Genomic DNA, 18734 nt, shown 5'->3' on the forward strand with positions numbered 1-18734 from the left:
GTTAACTGTCAAAATAATGTTGACAGTATATCGTCCTTTGTCGCGTTTATCCGTAACGCGCGGGCCGATACGATACGCCACCTCACCGGAGGAACTTCCATGACGTATCGCAGCAAAATCGCCGTCGTCTTTCTGCTCGGCTTTTTCCTTGATTTGATAAACATGTTTATTGCCAGCGTCGCCTTTCCGGCGATGGCTCACGCATTCAATACCACACCTTCCGCGCTTGCCTGGGTAAGTAACGGATACATTGCCGGGCTGACGTTAGTCATCCCATTCAGCAGTATTCTGACGCGCCGCGTCGGGCCGAAGCGCGTTATTCTGCTCTCACTGCTTCTCTTTAGCGCGGCCTCCGTTGCGGCGGGTCTCTCATCTTCGCTGGAAAGTTTGATTGCCTGGCGCGTCGTGCAGGGCGCCGGAGGGGGTTTACTGATCCCGGTTGGTCAGGCGCTGACCTGGCAACAGTTTAAGCCTCATGAGCGGGCCAGACTCTCCTCGGTGGTGATGCTGGTCGCGCTGCTTGCCCCCGCCTGCTCACCGGCTGTGGGCGGCATGCTGGTTCAGACATTCAGCTGGCGCTGGATATTTTTTGCCACCCTGCCCGTCGCCATTGTCACCTTTGTTTTGGCCTGCGCGTGGCTTAAAACAGAACCGTCACCGATAAACACCACCAGAATAGTAAACCTGTCTTTGCTGACGGATCCGCTGTTGCGCTTATCCATGCTTATCTATGTATGCGTACCCGGCATCTTTATTGGCGTGAACGTAACGGGCATGTATTACCTTCAGAGCGAGGCCAATATGACGCCCACCGCAACGGGCATGCTTATGCTGCCGTGGTCTGTGGCATCGTTTTTGGCTATCACCGCGACAGGACGCTATTTCAACCGTATCGGCCCGCGGCCGCTGGTGGTCATCGGTTGCCTTTTGCAGGCAACGGGCATTCTGCTTTTAATTAACGTCGGCCCGGCTATGCTGTTACCTGCCGTTGCGTTTGCGTTAATGGGTGCGGGGGGAAGCCTTTGCAGCAGTACGGCTCAGAGCAGCGCGTTTTTGACAACGCGGCGGGAAGATATGCCTGATGCCAGTGCGCTATGGAATCTGAATCGTCAGTTGAGCTTTTTTGCGGGTGCCCTGCTGCTGGCGCAGGCGCTGAGCTTCATGCAAGCTTATTTTACGCCGCTGGCCGCCTGGCACGGGATGTTTATTTTTGCCGCAGTTATCACTCTGCTGCCCGTACTGTACGTCTACCGTCTTAATAACACGCAGTTACTTGCGCAACTGCAACAGGAGCAACCATGACTCATTTCGAACAAGAGATCCTCGACATCCACGTCGCCCTTGAAAACTGGTTAGGTGCAGGCGAAGGCGATCGGGACACCCTGCTCGCCCGTTTTCGTCCGGATTTTCTGATGGTTCCACCGAGTGGCACCCATTTAGATCATCACGCTCTGGCCAAATTTTTATATGCGCAGCGGGGAACCCGACCCGGGCTCAGGATCGGCATTGATGCGCTAACGACGCTTCAGACATGGGACAACGGCGCGGTGCTCCATTACCGGGAGACGCAAACCCGGCCTGGCCAGCCCGTCAACGTGCGCTGGTCAACCGCGGTGCTTAATCAGGAAGGGGATAACATCACCTGGCGTTTGCTGCACGAAACGGCGCAATCGTAAGGCATAAAAAAGGCCCGTCTCACGACGGGCCTTTTCTGACGAATGGTTGCTTACTCGCGGAACAGCGCTTCAATATTCAGACCTTGCCCTTGCAGGATTTCACGCAGGCGGCGTAGCCCTTCAACCTGAATCTGACGAACACGTTCACGGGTCAGGCCAATCTCACGGCCGACATCTTCCAGTGTCGCAGCTTCATACCCCAGTAAACCGAAACGACGTGCCAGCACTTCACGCTGTTTGGCGTTCAGTTCGAACAGCCATTTGACGATGCTCTGTTTCATGTCATCGTCCTGCGTGGTGTCTTCCGGGCCGTTGTCTTTTTCATCGGCCAGAATGTCCAGCAGCGCTTTTTCGGAGTCACCACCCAGCGGGGTGTCAACCGAGGTAATGCGCTCGTTGAGACGCAGCATACGGCTTACGTCATCAACCGGTTTGTCGAGTTGCTCTGCAATCTCTTCCGCACTTGGCTCGTGGTCCAGTTTATGGGACAACTCGCGCGCGGTACGCAGATAAACATTCAACTCTTTGACGATGTGGATCGGCAGTCGAATCGTACGGGTCTGGTTCATAATAGCCCGTTCGATGGTCTGACGAATCCACCAGGTCGCGTAGGTTGAGAAACGGAACCCGCGTTCCGGGTCAAACTTCTCAACTGCGCGGATGAGACCTAAGTTGCCCTCTTCAATCAGATCCAGCAGAGCCAGACCACGATTGCCGTAACGGCGGGCAATTTTCACGACCAGTCGCAGGTTACTTTCGATCATGCGACGACGCGAGGCAACATCACCACGCAAAGCACGACGTGCGAAATAGACTTCTTCTTCGGCCGTTAGCAGTGGGGAGTAACCAATCTCCCCAAGGTAAAGCTGAGTCGCGTCCAGCACACGCTGTGTGGCACCCTGCGATAACAGCTCTTCTTCAGCCAAATCGTTATCACTGGGTTCCTCTTCTACTAAGGCTTTTTCGTCAAAAGCCTCTGATCCGTTCTCATCAAATTCCGCGTCTTCATTTAAATCATGAACTTTCAGCGTATTCTGACTCATAAAGGTGGCTCCTACCCGTGATCCCTGGACGAGACACCCTGGCTGGCATGCCCCGTCAATTTATCGCTGCGGTAAATATTGCAGCGGGTTTACGGATTTCCCCTTGTAACGAATTTCAAAATGCAAGCGTGTAGAACTGGTTCCGGTGCTACCCATGGTAGCGATTTTTTGCCCCGCCTTAACTTCTTGTTGTTCCCGGACCAGCATAGTGTCGTTATGGGCGTAGGCACTCAGGTAATCATCGTTATGTTTGATGATAATAAGATTACCGTAACCGCGCAGTGCGTTACCGGCATAGACAACGCGTCCGTCTGCGGTCGCGATGATTGCCTGTCCTTTACTGCCTGCGATATCGATCCCTTTGTTGCCCCCCTCAGAGGTAGCGAAGTTCTCGATAATCTTGCCGTCAGTTGGCCAGCGCCAGGTGGTGATTGACGAGCTGGCATTCTGACTGCTTGCAGTCGGTACAGTAGAGCTAACCACAGGTGCCGTAGTCGGTGCTGTGACAACAGTCGCAGTACCTTTATTATTCGGCAACATTTTGTTAGCACTCTGATCACCTGAATCCTCAGAATACGTAATTACAGGTTGTGAAGCAACCACCGTGGTGGTTTTTTGTGCAGGAGTAACGCTGTTATTTTGCGCAGTTACGTCGGCCGCTGAAACGGTGTTGCCTGGCGTAAGCGGTGTCCCCGTCGCGTTGCCAACCTGAAGCGTTTGCCCGACTTCCAGAGCATACGGGGCCTGGACGTTGTTTCGCTGTGCCAGATCGCGGAAATCGTTCCCGGTGATCCAGGCAATATAGAACAGCGTATCGCCGCGCTTCACGGTATAGGTGCTGCCGCCGGTATAGCTACCTTTCGGAATGTTCCCATACTTACGGTTATACACTATGCGGCCATTTTCAGTCTGAACAGGCTGTTCCACTGCCTGAATCTGCGTAGGCTGCGTAACTGGACGCTGAACCGGCTGGATCTGCGGAGTTTGCTGCGCCGTTGAGGTGCCCATTTTAGGCGGAGGGGTGATCAACATTCCGCTGGACGTGTTACCCGAGCCGCTGGTTCCATTAACGGAACTGACGGGCGCAGGCGCGTTATTTGAACTTGTACAGCCTGCCAGCCAGAGCGAAACCAGTGATAATGCCGCAACACGGCTGATGGTGAATTTTGGGCTTCCCGCGCTCATTTATCCCCCAGGAATGTGTTAACTACCAGTGACTTAAAAATAACCGTGATGGCACGAATCTATCGCGCCACACCATACGCTGAATTTGCCTTAATAACCCTGGAAAAATCCGAGTCTCAGGCCAGTTCGCCCTTAACCAGGGGCACAAAGCGCACGGCTTCCACGGTATCGATAATAAACTCGCCGCCGCGTCGACGAACGCGCTTCAAAAGCTGCTGCTCATCGCCGACGGGCAATACAAGAATGCCACCCTCGTCCAGCTGCGAAAGAAGCGCAGTGGGGATTTCAGGTGGCGCTGCCGTGACAATGATGGCGTCAAACGGGGCGCGAGCCTGCCAACCCTGCCATCCATCGCCGTGGCGTGTCGATACATTATGTAAATCAAGCTGTTTCAGGCGACGGCGCGCCTGCCACTGCAACCCTTTAATCCGTTCCACCGAACAGACATGGTGCACAAGGTGAGCCAGGATCGCGGTTTGATACCCTGAACCGGTGCCAATTTCCAGCACCCGGGACTCTGGCGTTAGCTCCAGAAGCTCCGTCATACGCGCCACCATGTAGGGCTGCGAAATCGTCTGGCCTTGCCCAATGGGCAGCGCCACGTTTTCCCACGCTTTGTGTTCAAACGCCTCATCTACAAACTTCTCACGGGGAACCTGGGCAAGCGCGTTCAGCACCTGCTCGTTGGCGATCCCCTGTGCGCGTAATTGTTCCAGAAGAGTTTGTACACGTTTACTTACCATTGCGCGTTCACTCCGACCCGATCTAACCAGTCCGACACCACATCATGCGCGCTATAAGCGGTTAAATCTACGTGCAACGGCGTAACGGAAACGTACCCTTCATCCACCGCAGCGAAGTCGGTGTCTGGCCCGGCATCGCATTTATCTCCCGGCGGGCCGATCCAGTACAGGGTATTGCCGCGCGGATCCTGCTGGGGAATAACCTGATCGGCAGGATGGCGACTGCCACAGCGCGTCACGCGGATCCCTTTGATCTCGTCCAGCGGGAGGTCCGGCACGTTAATATTGAGGATACGTCCGGTACGCAGCGGCTCGCGGCCAAGCGCACGGAGAATGGAGCAGGTCACCGCGGCGGCTGTGTCATAGTGGGTGTGACCGTTTAACGAGACCGCCAGCGCCGGAAACCCCAGGTGACGCCCTTCCATCGCCGCAGCCACGGTGCCGGAGTAAATCACATCATCGCCAAGATTTGGCCCGGCATTGATGCCGGAGACCACAACGTCCGGCCGCGGGCGCATCAGCGCGTTCACGCCCAGAAACACGCAGTCGGTCGGCGTCCCCATCTGGACGGCAATATCGCCATTCTCAAAGGTAAAGGTGCGAAGTGAAGACTCCAGCGTCAATGAGTTAGACGCGCCACTGCGGTTACGATCGGGAGCCACGACCTGCACATCCGCAAATTCGCGGAGGTGTTTCGCCAGCGTCTGAATACCTGGCGCATGGATCCCGTCATCGTTACTCAGCAATATTCGCATAATCACCCGACGTGTTGATAAGTTCCCTGACAACACTGGTGGCAAAGCTACCTGCCGGCAGCCAGAAGCGTAACTCGACGGTTACGTCATCCCACCAGTTCCAGCTCAGCTGTTGCGGGTAGAGGAGCATCGCACGACGTGCCGCCTCGACCTTTTCCCGCACCAGCAACGATTGTAATTCTGGCGCATCCGCCACCGCTGACTGCTCAGCGGCCAGCGCCTCGCCCTGGGTTCCCCAGTCGCCTGAACCCGGCAAGGCGGCGGTAATCATCAGCGTTTTAGCGTCCACGCGCGACTGGACATCGGCCATCTCTTCGGCCGTTGCCACAAACCAGCTTCCGCGTCCCGCTAATTGTAGCGCATCGCCGACAACAACTTGATTCGCGTCCGGTTTTTTCAGCCGTTCGCTCACAATCTGATTAAACAACGCACTGCGGGCCGCCGACAACCAAAAACTGCGTTTATTACGATCGCGCACCGGTGCACCGCTTTGCGCCCAGCGCAGCGCGCCCAGCAGGTTGCTACCACCGATACCAAAGCGCTGAGCGCCGAAATAGTTTGGTACGCCGCGTTCGTTAATGGCCTTCAGGCGTTTTTCAACGTCCTCGCGTTCGGTCACTTCGCGCAACACCAGGGTAAAGGCATTACCTTTCAGTGCGCCCAGACGCAGTTTGCGTTTATGGCGGGCGTACTCCAGTACCTTACAGCCCTCAAGCTCAAATTTGCTTAAATCGGGCATGGCATTACCGGGCACGCGGGCGCAAAGCCACTGTTCGGTCACGGCATGTTTATCTTTTTGACCGGCAAAGCTCACTTCGCGGGCGTGAATATTGAGGAATTTTGCCAGCGCGTCCGCCACGAAGCGGGTATTGCAGCCGTTTTTCAGAATGCGCACCAGGATGTGCTCGCCTTCGCCGTCCGGCTCAAAACCCAGATCTTCCACTACCACGAAATCTTCAGGGTTGGCTTTCAGCAGACCCTTGCCCTCCGGTTTATCGTGCAGATACGTCAGGTTGTCGAAATCCGTCATTTGGCCGCCTTCACCAGCAGTGCCACGGCTTCACAGGCAATGCCTTCGCCACGGCCGGTAAAGCCCAGCTTCTCCGTGGTGGTCGCTTTGACGTTGACGTCGTCCATATGGCAGCCCAGATCTTCAGCGATAAACACGCGCATCTGAGGGATGTGCGGCAGCATCTTTGGTGCCTGAGCAATGATCGTCACATCAACGTTGCCGAGGGTGTAGCCTTTGGCCTGAATACGACGCCAGGCTTCGCGCAGCAGTTCGCGGCTGTCTGCGCCTTTGAAAGCAGGATCGGTGTCCGGGAACAGTTTGCCAATGTCGCCCAGCGCGGCGGCACCCAGCAGCGCGTCGGTCAGCGCATGCAGCGCCACGTCGCCATCAGAATGCGCCAGCAGACCTTTTTCGTAAGGAATGCGCACGCCGCCAATGATAATTGGGCCAACGCCACCAAAGGCGTGTACATCAAAACCGTGTCCAATACGCATTATGCCTTCTCCTGAGGGGTCGTACGGGTAAGATAAAATTCCGCGAGCTGTAAGTCTTCCGGGCGCGTCACTTTTATATTATCAGCGCGTCCTTCAACAAGCGTGGGGTGGAAACCGCAATACTCCAGCGCCGAGGCTTCGTCCGTAATGGTCGCACCTTCTTTAAGCGCTCGCGTTAAGCAGTCGTGGAGTAATTCGCGGGGAAAAAATTGTGGCGTCAGCGCGTGCCATAGATCGACGCGCTCGACGGTGTGGGCAATCGCTGGTTTACCCGGTTCGGCACGCTTCATGGTGTCACGCACCGGGGCGGCCAGAATGCCGCCCACTTTACTGGTTTCACTCAGGGCCAGCAGACGCGACAGATCGTCGTGATGCAGACAGGGACGCGCGGCATCGTGCACCAGCACCCACTGCGCGTTCCCGGCAGCCTGAATGCCCGCCAGAACGGAGTCAGCCCGCTCTGCGCCGCCGTCAACGACGGTAATCTGAGGATGATTCGCCAGCGGGAGCTGCGCAAAACGTGCATCGCCGGGGCTGATGGCAATAACAACGCGTTTCACCCGGGCATGCGCCAGCAGCGCCGCCACGGCGTGCTCGAGGATCGTTTTATCGCCAATTGAGAGATACTGCTTAGGACATTCTGTCTGCATACGCCGGCCAAAACCTGCGGCCGGCACCACGGCACAGACGTCCGAAAAAGTTGCTGCCATGTCGTAATCCTGGGCCTGATTATCGATTGTTTTGTGCGGAGCCCTGATTGCGTTTAGACGCATCCGGAACCAGGCGATAAAACGTTTCGCCCGGCTTAGTCATACTAAGTTCATTGCGTGCGCGCTCCTCAATCGCCTCCTGGCCGCCATTGAGGTCATCAATTTCAGCAAAAAGTTGATCGTTACGCGCTTTAAGTTTGGCGTTTGTCGCCTGCTGTGCCGCGACGTCATCGCTCACCCGGCTGTAGTCGTGCAGTCCGTTTTTGCCGAACCACAGCGAATATTGCAGCCAGACCAGCAAAGCCAGCAACAGCAGCGTTAGTTTACCCATCCTGCCCCCTGAAAAAACGGCATCATCATCCCATAACTTTCCGCTGGACTCTACTGCGGGGTTTTAATTATGCCGTAAGTTAGCCCATCAGCCATAAAAACAGCAGGCCAAAGATGACCACAACGGTGGCGATAGTGATGAGCGTACTATACAGGAGCTTGCCGTTGAAAAGGGAGTGCAGCGCCACGCCCACCACAACCGCAACGGGCATCAGCGCGAGGAAGAAAGGCCAGGTATAGAGGAAGAAAAAGAGGGTGTTTCCACCGTAGATCAAAAACGGGATACCCAGCGCCAGTAGCCACGACACAAAGCCGACAATCGCCCCAGGGAAGGACCAGGTCGTCTCGTCGTCGGTCGTTAACGGTTCCGACCCGGTGGTAATCATGTAGTTTTCACTGTTGCGCATAGCTAATCCTGTGACCGTGACTCATCGCTCGGGAAGACAGCTCCCGAACGATACCGTCTCAGGATCTGATAATATCGTCCCGTCTGAGCAGGTCTAATAATTGGCTTACTAAATTTGTTACCAATTGTTGACCTTCCAGATGAATCTCAGGGGATTCAGGCGCTTCGTAAACCGAGTCAATACCGGTGAAGTTTCGCAGCTCTCCCGCGCGGGCTTTTTTATACAGCCCTTTCGGATCGCGCGCTTCGCAGATTGCCAGCGGCGTATCCACAAACACTTCAATGAAGCGATTCCGGCCCACGCGCTCACGCACCATCTGACGTTCGGCGCGGTGCGGTGAGATAAACGCCGTCAGCACCACCAGCCCGGCATCCGCCATCAGGCTGGCGACTTCTCCCACCCGGCGAATGTTCTCTTTACGGTCTTCATCGCTGAACCCTAAATCGCTGCACAGTCCGTGACGCACGTTGTCGCCGTCCAGCAGGTAGGTGCTCACTCCCTGCTGATGCAGCGCCTCTTCCAGCGCGCCTGCCACCGTGGATTTACCGGAGCCAGACAGCCCGGTAAACCACAGCACAACCCCACGGTGACCGTGGAGCTGTTCGCGCTGGGCGACGGTGACCGGATGAGGATGCCAGACGACGTTCTCATCATGGGCAGCCATTACATGCCTCCCAGCAAATCGCGTGCGCCCCAGTGCGGGAAGTGTTTACGCACCAGCGCATTCAGCTCAAGTTCAAACGCGCTGAACTCAGAGGCCACGGTAGCCTGCGTGTTTGGTTCACGGACCATCCCGGCGCCGACGGTGACGTTGGTCAGGCGGTCGATAAAGATCAGCCCGCCCGTCACCGGATTCTGCTGATACGGATCCAGCACCAGCGGCTCGTCGAAGGTCAGATCCACCAGACCGATGCCATTCAGCGGCAGCTCGCTCACGTCACGGTGGGTCAGGTTGTTGATGTCCACCTGGAACTGAATGCCGTCCACGCGGGCGCGGGTTTTCTTGCCGGCAATTTTAATGTCATAGCTCTGGCCTGCGGTCAGGGGCTGTTCCGCCATCCACACCACGTCCACGGATGCGCCCTGCACCGCCGCCAGCGTTTCCTGCGCGTCGACCAGCAGATCGCCGCGGCTGATGTCAATCTCGTCTTTTAGCACCAGGGTTACCGCTTCACCTGCCCCTGCTTCGTCCAGATCGCCATCAAAGGTGACGATACGGGCAATGGTCGATTCCACGCCGGACGGCAGCACCTTCACGCGCTGGCCCACGTTGACCGAGCCGGACGCAAGGGTGCCGGAGAAGCCGCGGAAATCGAGGTTCGGACGGTTTACGTACTGCACCGGGAAGCGCATCGGCTGGGTCTCAACCACGCGCTGAATTTCAACGGTTTCCAGCACCTCCAGCAGCGTCGGGCCGCTGTACCACGGCATGTTCGCGCTCTGAGAGGCGACGTTATCCCCTTCCAGCGCCGACAGCGGCACAAAGCGAATATCGAGGTTGCCCGGCAGCTGTTCAGCAAAGGTCAGGTAGCTCTGGCGGATCTCGTCGAATCGCGCTTCGCTGTAGTCCACCAGATCCATTTTGTTCACCGCCACCACCAGGTGTTTGATCCCCAGCAGCGTAGAGATAAAGCTGTGACGACGCGTCTGATCCAGCACGCCTTTACGGGCGTCCATCAGCAGGATCGCCAGGTCACAGGTGGACGCGCCGGTCGCCATGTTACGGGTGTACTGCTCATGCCCCGGGGTGTCGGCGATAATAAATTTGCGCTTTTCGGTAGAGAAGTAGCGATAGGCGACATCAATGGTAATGCCCTGCTCGCGCTCCGCCTGCAAGCCGTCCACCAGCAGCGCCAGGTCGAGTTTTTCGCCCTGGGTGCCGTGGCGTTTACTGTCATTGTGCAGGGAAGAGAGCTGATCTTCGTAAATTTGTCGCGTGTCGTGCAGCAGACGACCAATCAGGGTACTTTTCCCGTCATCAACGCTGCCGCAGGTCAGGAAACGCAGCAGACTTTTGTACTGTTGGGCGTGCAGATAAGCTTCTACGCCGCCTTCATCGGCAATTTGTTGGGCAATAGTCGTATTCATGGCGGCTCCTTAGAAATAACCCTGACGTTTCTTCAGCTCCATGGAGCCTGCCTGGTCGCGGTCAATCACGCGGCCCTGTCGCTCACTGGTGGTCGACACCAGCATCTCCTCGATGATCTCCGGCAGCGTCTGCGCACTGGATTCCACCGCGCCGGTCAACGGCCAGCAGCCGAGAGTACGGAAACGGACCATCTGTTTTTTGATCACTTCACCCGGCTGTAAATCAATGCGATCGTCGTCGATCATCATCAGCATGCCGTCGCGCTCCAGGACCGGGCGCTCTGCTGCCAGATACAGCGGAACGATCTCAATATTTTCCAGATAGATGTACTGCCAGATATCCAGCTCGGTCCAGTTGGAGAGCGGGAAGACGCGAATGCTTTCGCCCTTGTTGATCTGGCCGTTGTAGTTGTGCCACAGCTCCGGACGCTGGTTTTTCGGGTCCCAGCGGTGGAAGCGGTCGCGGAAAGAGTAGATACGCTCTTTGGCGCGGGATTTCTCTTCGTCACGCCGCGCGCCGCCGAAGGCCGCATCAAAACCGTATTTATTCAGCGCCTGCTTCAGCCCTTCGGTTTTCATGATATCGGTATGCTTGGCGCTGCCGTGCACGAACGGGTTGATGCCCATCGCCACCCCTTCCGGGTTTTTGTGCACCAGCAGCTCGCAGCCGTAGGCTTTGGCGGTACGGTCACGAAACTCGTACATCTCGCGGAATTTCCAGCCGGTATCCACATGCAGCAGCGGGAACGGCAGCGTTCCCGGATAAAACGCTTTACGCGCCAGGTGCAGCATGACGCTGGAATCTTTACCGATGGAGTACATCATCACCGGGTTAGAGAACTCGGCGGCCACTTCGCGGATAATGTGGATACTTTCCGCTTCGAGCTGCCGCAGGTGAGTAAGTCGTTTTTGGTCCATAACCGTTCCTTAAGCCAAATTTACAACAGAAGCGCCGAAGCCTTCTGTGTCGGTTGTGTGTTGGAACCAGGCGAGCGAGCTGTGCAACTGCACCACTTCTCCCACCACGATCAGGGCGGGCATCGGGGCGTCTTTCGCCAGGGTTGCAAGGTCTTGTAAAGTGCCGATGGCGACATGCTGATCGACGCGTGTCCCGCGGGAGATCACTGCTACCGGCGTCGCCGCATCGCGACCGTGCTGAATAAGCTGTTCGCTGATGTCTGCCGCTTTCATCGTGCCCATATAAATCGCCAGCGTTTGTCGGCTCTGGGCGAGATGCGACCAGTCAAACGGCGTGCTGTCGGCTTTATAATGCCCGGTCACAAAGGTCACGCTCTGGGCGTAATCGCGATGGGTCAGCGGAATACCGGCGTAGGCCGTGACGGCAGACGCCGCCGTAATGCCGGGGACCACCTGGAACGGGACGCCCGCTTCGGCTGCCGCCTGCAACTCCTCGCCACCACGGCCGAAGATAAACGGGTCGCCCCCTTTCAGGCGCACCACGGTCTTGCCCGCTTTCGCGGCGGCAATCAGCATTTGATTGGTGTCGTGCTGCGGCACGGAGTGCTCGCCGGCACGTTTGCCAACGCAGATTTGCTCCGCGTCACGGCGGATCAGTTCGCGAATACCGTCGGTGACCAGATGGTCGTAGAACACGACATCCGCATCCTGAAGAACCTGGAGGCCACGCAGCGTGAGCAGCCCGGCATCGCCCGGCCCGGCACCCACCAGAATGATCTCCCCGCCCGTACTGCCGGGGTTATCCAGTTCGTCCTCGAGAATTTGTTGCGCCGCCGTCTCGTTACCGGCATGCATCAGGCTGGCAAAGCGGCCGCGAAACACACGCTCCCAGAAGCGACGGCGTTCCGTCACGCTGGTCAGACGCGTTTTAAGGTGGTTGCGCCAGTAGCTGGCCTTCTCCGCCATGCGCCCGAGGCTGGTCGGCAGCAGCGCTTCGATTTTTTCCCGCAGTACGCGCGCCAGCACCGGTGCGGTGCCGCCGGAGGAGATCGCCACCAGCAGCGGCGAGCGGTCAACAATCGACGGGAAGATAAACGAGCACAGCGGCTGGTCGTCTACCACGTTCACCAGACGGTGACGGTCCTGAGCTGCGTCGGAGATTCGGCGGTTGAGCGCCCGATCTTCGGTTGCCGCAATCACCAGCACCACGCTGTCGATCTGAGACTCTTCAAAATCCGCCTCTGCAACGACCTGCACCTGCGCCCCGGCGCGTTGCAGGAACGCGATTTTGCGATCGGCAATTTCACCCGTCCCGACAACCAGTACCGGTCGGTCTTTCAAGGCGGCAAAAAGGGGGAGATAGTCCACAGGCAACAACTCACTAACAACCAGGAATAAAGGGACTATAGGGGGCGGCTTAGACCGAATGAAATTACGAATTGGAATGAGTAGTTACTCAATGGAATAACGCCATGGAAAAGCAAATATCAAAAAGTGCTTAACACGCGAAATTTCGGGCATTTAAGCGCAATTCAAATTGTGTCTACCCGATCACAGTTTCATACTATGCGGGTTAAAATTTTGCTCTGTTTTTAAGGACTCACTATGTTTTCCGCAATGCGCCACCGATTCGTTGCCCTGGCGCTCGGCGTTTGCTTTATCCTTCCGGCTCAGGCAAAAAATCAATCTTACGGTGAAATAGCCAGTATGCAGGCGCGGCATATTGCGACGGTCTTTCCGGGCCGCATGACCGGAACCCCAGCCGAAATGCTCTCGGCAGACTATATTCGTCAGCAGTTTGCGGATATGGGCTATGAGAGCGACATTCGCGCTTTCCACAGCCGCTACATCTATACCTCACGCAATAAAACGCAGAACTGGCATAACGTAACCGGCAGCACGGTCATTGCGGCGCACGAAGGAAAGGCGGCTGAGCAGATTATTATTATGGCGCACCTTGATACCTACACGCCGATGAGCGACGCTGATGTCGATAATAACCTCGGCGGCCTGACGCTTCAGGGACTGGATGACAATGCGGCGGGGCTGGGCGTCATGCTTGAGCTGGCCGAACGCCTGAAGAATATTCCGACGAAATACAGCATTCGCTTTGTTGCGACCAGCGGTGAAGAAGAAGGAAAACTCGGCGCTGAGAATCTCCTTAAGCGCATGACCGCTGAGGAGAAGAAAAATACGTTGCTGGTGATTAACCTCGATAATCTGATCGTGGGAGATAAGCTCTATTTTAATAGCGGACAGAGCACGCCGAGCAGCGTACGTAAACTCACCCGCGACCGCGCGCTGGCGCTTGCCCGCACGCATGGCGTCTATGCCGCGACAAATCCGGGCGGTAACCCCGATTATCCCAAAGGCACGGGCTGCTGTAATGACGGTGAAGTGTTTGATAAGGCGGGCATTCCGGTGCTGTACGTCGAGGCAACTAACTGGGCGCTGGGCAAAAAAGATGGCTATCAGCAGCGCGCTAAATCGAAGGCGTTCCCAAACGGGACCAGCTGGCATGACGTGCGGCTGGATAACCAGCAGCACATTGATAAAACGCTGCCGCAGCGGATTGAGCACCGCAGCCGGGATGTCGTGAAAGTGATGCTGCCGCTGGTGAAGGAGCTGGCGAAAGCGGGGAAAGCCTGATGCAATTAAGCCCGGTTGCGCTGCGCTTACCGGGCCTACAACGGCACGAAACGTAGGCCCGGTAAGGCGCAGCCGCCACCGGGCGAAAAAACATTACCCTTCGTGCAGCCCGCACTCGCGCTTCAGCCCAAAGAATCGCGTCTCTTCTTCCGCCATTCCCGGTTCCCATTTACGCGTGGTATGGGTGTCGCCTACCGACAGGTAGCCCTGATCCCACAGCGGATGGTACTTCAGCCCGTGCTTTTGCAGATACTGGTACACCGTGCGGTTATCCCAGTCGATGATCGGCAGCACTTTGAACACGCCACGCTGCACCGCCAGCACCGGCAGCGTTGCCCGGCTCCCGGACTGCTCGCGGCGGAGCCCAGCAAACCACGTCTGCGCATGGAGATCTTTCAGCGCGCGGTTCATCGGCTCGACCTTGTTGATCTCATTGTATTTCTCGATGCCCTCAACGCCCTGCTCCCACAGCTTGCCGTAACGCGCCTCCTGCCAGGCCGCGCTTTCGGTTGCGCGATAAACCTTCAGGTTCAGCTTGAGCTTGTCCGTCAGCTCGTCGATAAACTGATAGGTCTCCGGGAACAGATAGCCGGTATCGGTGAGGATCACCGGAATGTCCGGACGGATCTGATTCACCAGATGCAGACTGACCGCCGCCTGAATGCCAAAGCTCGACGAAAGCACATAGTCTCCCGGCAGGTTTTCCAGCGCCCACGCCACGCGCCCTTCGGCGTCGAGCTTTTCCAGTTGGGCGTTAGTTTCTGCCAGAGCCAGAATGCGTTCAACTTTTGGCAGGTCATTAAGGGCGTTTAGATCGAGTACGGACATAAGAACCTCGTTTGCCTGTTTCGCCGGGCGGCACTGCGTTTGCCCGGCCTACAAAACCCGTAGGCCCGGTAAGCGAAGCGCCACCGGGCAAAGGATGGATTACTCCCAGAAATCCCTTGCGGGATCGAGCACCGGGCGAATGATGCCCGCACGTACCGTAAAGTCGCCGAAGCCTTCACCCGCTTCGCGCTCTTTCGCCCAGCGTCCGATAAGCACGTCGAGGGAATCGAGAATTTCCGGCTCGGTGATGTTCTCGCGGAACATACGCGGAATTCGTGTCCCGATACGGTTACCGCCCAGATGCAGGTTATAGCGACCCGGCGCTTTCCCTACCAGACCGAGTTCGGCCAGCATCGCGCGGCCGCAGCCGTTCGGACAGCCCGTCACGCGCATAACAATATGCTCGTCCGGAATACCGTGTTTTTCCAGAATCGCCTCCACTTTATCAGTGAAGGACGGCAGGAATCGCTCGGCTTCGGCCATCGCCAGCGGACAGGTCGGGAACGACACGCAGGCCATTGAGTTTTCACGCTGCGCGCTCACCGCATTCATCAACCCGTGCTCGCGGGCCAGTTCTTCAATTCTCGCCTTATCGCTTTCCGGCACGCTGGCGACGATCAGGTTCTGGTTGGCGGTAATACGGAACTCGCCTTTGTGGATCTTTGCGATTTCCAGCAGGCCGGTTTTCAGCGGACGGCCCGGATAATCAAGAATACGGCCGTTTTCGATAAACAGCGTCAGGTGCCAGTTATTGTCGATGCCTTTCACCCAGCCGATGCGATCGCCGCGACCGGTGAATTCGTAAGGGCGGATCGGCTCAAACTTGATGCCCGCGCGACGCTCCACTTCTTCTTTGAACGTCTCGACGCCTACGCGCTCAAGGGTATATTTGGTTTTCGCATTTTTACGATCGGTACGGTTACCCCAGTCGCGCTGGGTCGTAACCACCGCCTCTGCCACGGCCAGCGTGTGCTCCAGCGGCAGGAAGCCGAACTCGCTCGCGGTGCGGGCGTAAGTTTTCTTGTTACCGTGCTCAATGGACAAACCGCCGCCCACCAGCAGGTTAAAGCCGACCAGCTTGCCGTTTTCGGCAATCGCCACGAAGTTCATGTCGTTGGCGTGCAGGTCGATATCGTTCTGCGGCGGGATCACCACCGTGGTTTTAAACTTACGCGGCAGGTAGGTCTGGCCGAGGATCGGCTCTTCATCGGTGGTGGCGACTTTCTCCTGATCGAGCCAGATCTCCGCATAGGCACGCGTGCGTGGCAGCAGGTGCTCGGAGATCTTCTTCGCCCACTCGTACGCTTCGGCGTGCAGCTCGGACTCATACGGGTTCGAGGTGCAGAGCACGTTACGGTTCATGTCGTTGGCAGTCGCCAGCGCGTCCAGACCCACGGAGTGCAGCATCTGGTGCACCGGCTTGACGTTCTTCTTCAGAATGCCGTGGAACTGGAAGGTCTGACGGTTGGTCAGACGAATGCTGCCGTAGATTGTGTTTTCACCGGCAAACTTGTCAATCGCCTGCCACTGTTTCGTGGTGATTACCCCGCCCGGCAGACGACAGCGCAGCAGCATCGCGTGACGCGGCTCCAGCTTCTGTTCGGCACGCTCGGCGCGGATATCGCGGTCGTCCTGTTGGTACATACCGTGGAAACGGATCAGCAGGAAGTTGTCGCCTTTGAAACCGCCGGTCAGGCCGTCATTTAAATCTTCGGCAATGGTACCGCGCAGGTAGTTGCTCTCTACCTTCATGCGCTCGGCATCAGTCAGTTTGCCTTCGACCACCAGTGGGCCAGGATGTTTTTCGCTCATTAGTAGACATCTCGCTGATAACGGCGCTCTACGCGCAGCTCACTTAAAAATTCATCCGCCGTTTCGGCATCCATACCGCCGAATTCGGCAATCACTTCCAGCAGTGCCTGCTCAACGTCTTTCGCCATGCGATTGGCGTCGCCGCAGACATAAATGTGGGCGCCGTCATTGATCCAGCGCCACAGCTCTGCGCCCTGTTCGCGCAGTTTGTCTTGTACGTATACTTTTTCTTTCTGATCGCGGGACCAGGCCAGATCGATGCGGGTCAGCACGCCCTCTTTGACGTAGCGCTGCCACTCAACCTGGTAGAGGAAATCTTCAGTAAAGTGCGGGTTGCCGAAGAACAGCCAGTTTTTACCCGGCGCGTCGTCTGCCGCACGCTGCTGCATAAAGGCGCGGAATGGCGCAATACCGGTGCCTGGGCCAATCATAATCACCGGCGTTTCGGGGTTCGCCGGCAGGCGGAAGTTGTCGTTGTGCTCGATAAAGACGCGAACTTCACCCTCTTCTTCCACGCGGTCTGCCAGGAAGCCTGACGCCCCACCCGCGCGCGCGCGGCCTTCGATGTCGTAACGCACCACGCCAACGGTGATGTGGACTTCGTTTTCCACTTCCGCCTGCGAGGAGGCGATGGAGTACAGGCGCGGGGTCAGCGGACGCAGCAGGCCGACCAGCTCGTCAGCATCCAGCTGTGCCGGAGAGAAACGCACCATATCGACAATCGGCGTTGTCGCCGCGTATTGCTGTAACTTCGCCTTGTCCCCGACCAGCGGAAGGAGCGATTCGCTGCGGGTTAAGGTGGCGTAGTTTTCAACGATGTTGGCGGTGTTCACCGTCAGTTCGAAATGCCACTGGAGCGCCTCGGAGATCGAGAGCGTTTTGCCATCCACGGTAACCGGTTCATCGCCTTTCAGCCACAGCAGCTCGACCAGCTCTTTCACCAGCGCCGGATCGTTCTGATACCAGACGCCCAGCGCATCGCCAGGCTGGTAACGCAGGCCAGAGTCACCGAGATCGATTTCGATATGGCGCACGTCTTTTTCTGAATCACGGCCCGTGATTTTCTGGTTTACCGACAGGCTCGCCGTCAGTGGCGCCTCTTTCGTGTAAGGGCTGGTGTGGATTTCGTTAACGGTGGCGGCTGCGGTAACGGCGGCCTGCGCTGGCGTCTCTTTCGGGACGCGGGCCTTCAGCACCTCAACGATGCGCGCCCGCCATTCGGCGGCGGCAGCCTGGTATTCCACGTCAGCGTCAACGCGATCCAGCAGGCGCTCTGCGCCCAGCTCCGCCAGCTTGCTGTCGAAATCTTTACCGGACTGGCAGAAAAATTCATAGGACGTATCACCGAGGCCGAAGACGGCAAAGGCGGTGCCCTCGAGCTTTGGCGCTTTTTTCGAGAACAGGAACTTATGCAGTGCGACGGCTTCTTCAGCAGGCTCACCTTCCCCCTGCGTTGACGCCACCACCACCAGCAGTTTTTCTGACGCGATCTGTTTGAATTTATAATCCCCGGCGTTGACCAGGTTAACGTTCAGCTTCGCGGCGAGCAGGTCATCACGCAGCGCTTCGGCCACACGACGGGCATTACCCGTTTGCGAAGCGGAGATAAGCGTGATGGCAGGAATTTCAACGGCCGTTGGCGGGACGCCTGCCACAGCACCCGGCTGCTGGTTCAGCATTCCCCAGAAATAGCCGGAGACCCAGGCAAGCTGGGTGGGTGAAAAATCGGAAGTCGCGGCCTGGAGGCGCGCCAGTTGCTCCGGGTTAAGGGGAAGCAAATTTGAAGGTGGGGCCTGTGTTGTCATGCGTCGTTATGTTCCAGTAGCAAAGCGGACTTTAAGCGAATAAATCCAAACTGAAGATAAGGTTAACGGCGGGGATAATAACAATTAAAGAAGGGATGGAAATAATTAATAACCAAATGGACTAACCTGTTTTAGTTATCGTTCTTAACGATAAAAGCGATTAAATAACCATATGAAATAAAACAACAAAAGTCGATAAACACCATGAATACGAGGCGGTGACCGTTCAGAGCCGTTTTAGTTAATGATAAAAATTGTGCTTTCCGGTACTATGCGGCG

At 56.9% G+C, this 18734-nt stretch carries 20 protein-coding genes; 4 read left to right on the plus strand and 16 right to left on the minus strand.

The features are described 5' to 3' along the window. Positions 1–99 precede the first annotated feature (99 nt). Positions 100–1302, plus strand: a complete 1203-nt coding sequence (locus BFV65_RS16630) for an MFS transporter (protein WP_069596906.1) — start codon at positions 100–102, stop codon at positions 1300–1302. Then, a complete protein-coding gene (locus BFV65_RS16635; protein ID WP_045308747.1) occupies positions 1299–1676 on the plus strand; it encodes a DUF4440 domain-containing protein in 378 nt (125 codons plus the stop codon). Before BFV65_RS16630 ends, BFV65_RS16635 begins: the two co-directional genes overlap by 4 nt. Before the next feature lie 50 nt (positions 1677–1726). On the opposite strand, the gene rpoS is transcribed toward BFV65_RS16635, so the two are convergent. Then, positions 1727–2719, minus strand: a complete 993-nt coding sequence (gene rpoS, locus BFV65_RS16640; RefSeq protein ID WP_022649182.1) for an RNA polymerase sigma factor RpoS — start codon at positions 2717–2719, stop codon at positions 1727–1729. Between the two features lie 60 nt (positions 2720–2779). Then, on the minus strand, positions 2780–3853 hold the full coding sequence (gene nlpD, locus BFV65_RS16645) for a murein hydrolase activator NlpD (protein WP_306307778.1): 1074 nt from the start codon (positions 3851–3853) through the stop codon (positions 2780–2782). On the opposite strand from nlpD, the gene BFV65_RS23515 reads away from it, so the two are divergent. Next, positions 3795–3926 (plus strand): peptidase, encoded by a 132-nt coding sequence (locus BFV65_RS23515; RefSeq protein WP_306173474.1) that lies wholly within the window; start codon positions 3795–3797, stop codon positions 3924–3926. The genes nlpD and BFV65_RS23515 overlap by 59 nt on opposite strands. A gap of 94 nt (positions 3927–4020) precedes the next feature. Here the strand turns inward: BFV65_RS23515 and BFV65_RS16650 are convergent, their stop codons facing one another. From BFV65_RS16650 to cysG, 11 genes are all read right to left on the minus strand, one after another. After that, positions 4021–4647, minus strand: a complete 627-nt coding sequence (locus BFV65_RS16650) for a protein-L-isoaspartate(D-aspartate) O-methyltransferase (RefSeq protein WP_022649184.1) — start codon at positions 4645–4647, stop codon at positions 4021–4023. After that, positions 4641–5402, minus strand: coding sequence for a 5'/3'-nucleotidase SurE (gene surE / locus BFV65_RS16655; RefSeq protein ID WP_017382816.1), 762 nt, complete (start codon positions 5400–5402; stop codon positions 4641–4643). The genes BFV65_RS16650 and surE overlap by 7 nt, the downstream gene beginning before the upstream one ends. Further along, on the minus strand, positions 5383–6432 hold the full coding sequence (truD, locus tag BFV65_RS16660) for a tRNA pseudouridine(13) synthase TruD (RefSeq protein ID WP_063148652.1): 1050 nt from the start codon (positions 6430–6432) through the stop codon (positions 5383–5385). The genes surE and truD overlap by 20 nt, the downstream gene beginning before the upstream one ends. After that, positions 6429–6908: a 2-C-methyl-D-erythritol 2,4-cyclodiphosphate synthase gene (gene ispF, locus BFV65_RS16665; protein WP_003862097.1), complete on the minus strand. Its 480-nt coding sequence runs from the start codon at positions 6906–6908 to the stop codon at positions 6429–6431. The genes truD and ispF overlap by 4 nt, the downstream gene beginning before the upstream one ends. After that, positions 6908–7618, minus strand: coding sequence for a 2-C-methyl-D-erythritol 4-phosphate cytidylyltransferase (ispD, locus tag BFV65_RS16670; RefSeq protein ID WP_000741569.1), 711 nt, complete (start codon positions 7616–7618; stop codon positions 6908–6910). The genes ispF and ispD overlap by 1 nt, the downstream gene beginning before the upstream one ends. Before the next feature lie 19 nt (positions 7619–7637). Then, entirely contained in the window at positions 7638–7949 is a 312-nt protein-coding gene (gene ftsB / locus BFV65_RS16675) for a cell division protein FtsB (protein ID WP_003862095.1), read from the minus strand. A gap of 79 nt (positions 7950–8028) precedes the next feature. Further along, positions 8029–8355 (minus strand): DUF3561 family protein, encoded by a 327-nt coding sequence (locus BFV65_RS16680; RefSeq protein WP_006811767.1) that lies wholly within the window; start codon positions 8353–8355, stop codon positions 8029–8031. 58 nt (positions 8356–8413) lie between these two features. After that, positions 8414–9019 (minus strand): adenylyl-sulfate kinase, encoded by a 606-nt coding sequence (cysC, locus tag BFV65_RS16685; RefSeq protein ID WP_022649188.1) that lies wholly within the window; start codon positions 9017–9019, stop codon positions 8414–8416. Further along, positions 9019–10443 (minus strand): sulfate adenylyltransferase subunit CysN, encoded by a 1425-nt coding sequence (gene cysN, locus BFV65_RS16690; protein ID WP_063200645.1) that lies wholly within the window; start codon positions 10441–10443, stop codon positions 9019–9021. The genes cysC and cysN overlap by 1 nt, the downstream gene beginning before the upstream one ends. 9 nt (positions 10444–10452) lie before the next feature. Continuing rightward, positions 10453–11361 carry a sulfate adenylyltransferase subunit CysD gene (gene cysD, locus BFV65_RS16695; RefSeq protein WP_006811770.1) on the minus strand — a complete coding sequence of 303 codons (909 nt, stop codon included), beginning with the start codon at positions 11359–11361 and terminating at the stop codon, positions 10453–10455. Between the two features lie 9 nt (positions 11362–11370). Beyond that, positions 11371–12729, minus strand: coding sequence for a siroheme synthase CysG (cysG, locus tag BFV65_RS16700; RefSeq protein ID WP_058676747.1), 1359 nt, complete (start codon positions 12727–12729; stop codon positions 11371–11373). 237 nt (positions 12730–12966) lie between these two features. Here cysG and BFV65_RS16705 point away from each other — a divergent pair, with 237 nt between their 5' ends. Beyond that, positions 12967–14010, plus strand: a complete 1044-nt coding sequence (locus tag BFV65_RS16705) for an aminopeptidase (protein WP_023298484.1) — start codon at positions 12967–12969, stop codon at positions 14008–14010. A 93-nt stretch (positions 14011–14103) separates the two neighbouring features. Here the strand turns inward: BFV65_RS16705 and cysH are convergent, their stop codons facing one another. The 3 genes from cysH to cysJ all read right to left on the minus strand — a co-directional run bounded on the left by cysH (position 14104) and on the right by cysJ (position 18455). After that, positions 14104–14838, minus strand: a complete 735-nt coding sequence (cysH, locus tag BFV65_RS16710) for a phosphoadenosine phosphosulfate reductase (protein ID WP_023298485.1) — start codon at positions 14836–14838, stop codon at positions 14104–14106. Between the two features lie 99 nt (positions 14839–14937). After that, the gene (gene cysI / locus BFV65_RS16715; RefSeq protein WP_023306833.1) at positions 14938–16650 is read right to left on the minus strand and encodes an assimilatory sulfite reductase (NADPH) hemoprotein subunit; all 1713 of its coding nucleotides are present in this window, start codon (positions 16648–16650) and stop codon (positions 14938–14940) included. Further along, positions 16650–18455, minus strand: a complete 1806-nt coding sequence (gene cysJ, locus BFV65_RS16720; protein WP_069596907.1) for an NADPH-dependent assimilatory sulfite reductase flavoprotein subunit — start codon at positions 18453–18455, stop codon at positions 16650–16652. The genes cysI and cysJ overlap by 1 nt, the downstream gene beginning before the upstream one ends. Positions 18456–18734: the final 279 nt, after the last annotated feature.

Origin of the sequence: Enterobacter hormaechei subsp. hoffmannii (assembly GCF_001729745.1) — a bacterium.
GTDB lineage: Bacteria > Pseudomonadota > Gammaproteobacteria > Enterobacterales > Enterobacteriaceae > Enterobacter > Enterobacter intestinihominis.

Bases quoted from the DNA above. Each gene is read 5' to 3' on its own strand.
- BFV65_RS16630 (WP_069596906.1), top strand. From the start codon at position 100: ATGACGTATCGCAGCAAAATCGCCGTCGTCTTTCTGCTCGGCTTTTTC.
- BFV65_RS16635 (WP_045308747.1), top strand. From the start codon at position 1,299: ATGACTCATTTCGAACAAGAGATCCTCGACATCCACGTCGCCCTTGAA.
- rpoS (WP_022649182.1), bottom strand. From the start codon at position 2,719: ATGAGTCAGAATACGCTGAAAGTTCATGATTTAAATGAAGACGCGGAA.
- BFV65_RS16650 (WP_022649184.1), bottom strand. From the start codon at position 4,647: ATGGTAAGTAAACGTGTACAAACTCTTCTGGAACAATTACGCGCACAG.
- surE (WP_017382816.1), bottom strand. From the start codon at position 5,402: ATGCGAATATTGCTGAGTAACGATGACGGGATCCATGCGCCAGGTATT.
- truD (WP_063148652.1), bottom strand. From the start codon at position 6,432: ATGACGGATTTCGACAACCTGACGTATCTGCACGATAAACCGGAGGGC.
- ispF (WP_003862097.1), bottom strand. From the start codon at position 6,908: ATGCGTATTGGACACGGTTTTGATGTACACGCCTTTGGTGGCGTTGGC.
- ispD (WP_000741569.1), bottom strand. From the start codon at position 7,618: ATGGCAGCAACTTTTTCGGACGTCTGTGCCGTGGTGCCGGCCGCAGGT.
- ftsB (WP_003862095.1), bottom strand. From the start codon at position 7,949: ATGGGTAAACTAACGCTGCTGTTGCTGGCTTTGCTGGTCTGGCTGCAA.
- BFV65_RS16680 (WP_006811767.1), bottom strand. From the start codon at position 8,355: ATGCGCAACAGTGAAAACTACATGATTACCACCGGGTCGGAACCGTTA.
- cysC (WP_022649188.1), bottom strand. From the start codon at position 9,019: ATGGCTGCCCATGATGAGAACGTCGTCTGGCATCCTCATCCGGTCACC.
- cysN (WP_063200645.1), bottom strand. From the start codon at position 10,443: ATGAATACGACTATTGCCCAACAAATTGCCGATGAAGGCGGCGTAGAA.
- cysD (WP_006811770.1), bottom strand. From the start codon at position 11,361: ATGGACCAAAAACGACTTACTCACCTGCGGCAGCTCGAAGCGGAAAGT.
- BFV65_RS16705 (WP_023298484.1), top strand. From the start codon at position 12,967: ATGTTTTCCGCAATGCGCCACCGATTCGTTGCCCTGGCGCTCGGCGTT.
- cysH (WP_023298485.1), bottom strand. From the start codon at position 14,838: ATGTCCGTACTCGATCTAAACGCCCTTAATGACCTGCCAAAAGTTGAA.
- cysI (WP_023306833.1), bottom strand. From the start codon at position 16,650: ATGAGCGAAAAACATCCTGGCCCACTGGTGGTCGAAGGCAAACTGACT.
- cysJ (WP_069596907.1), bottom strand. From the start codon at position 18,455: ATGACAACACAGGCCCCACCTTCAAATTTGCTTCCCCTTAACCCGGAG.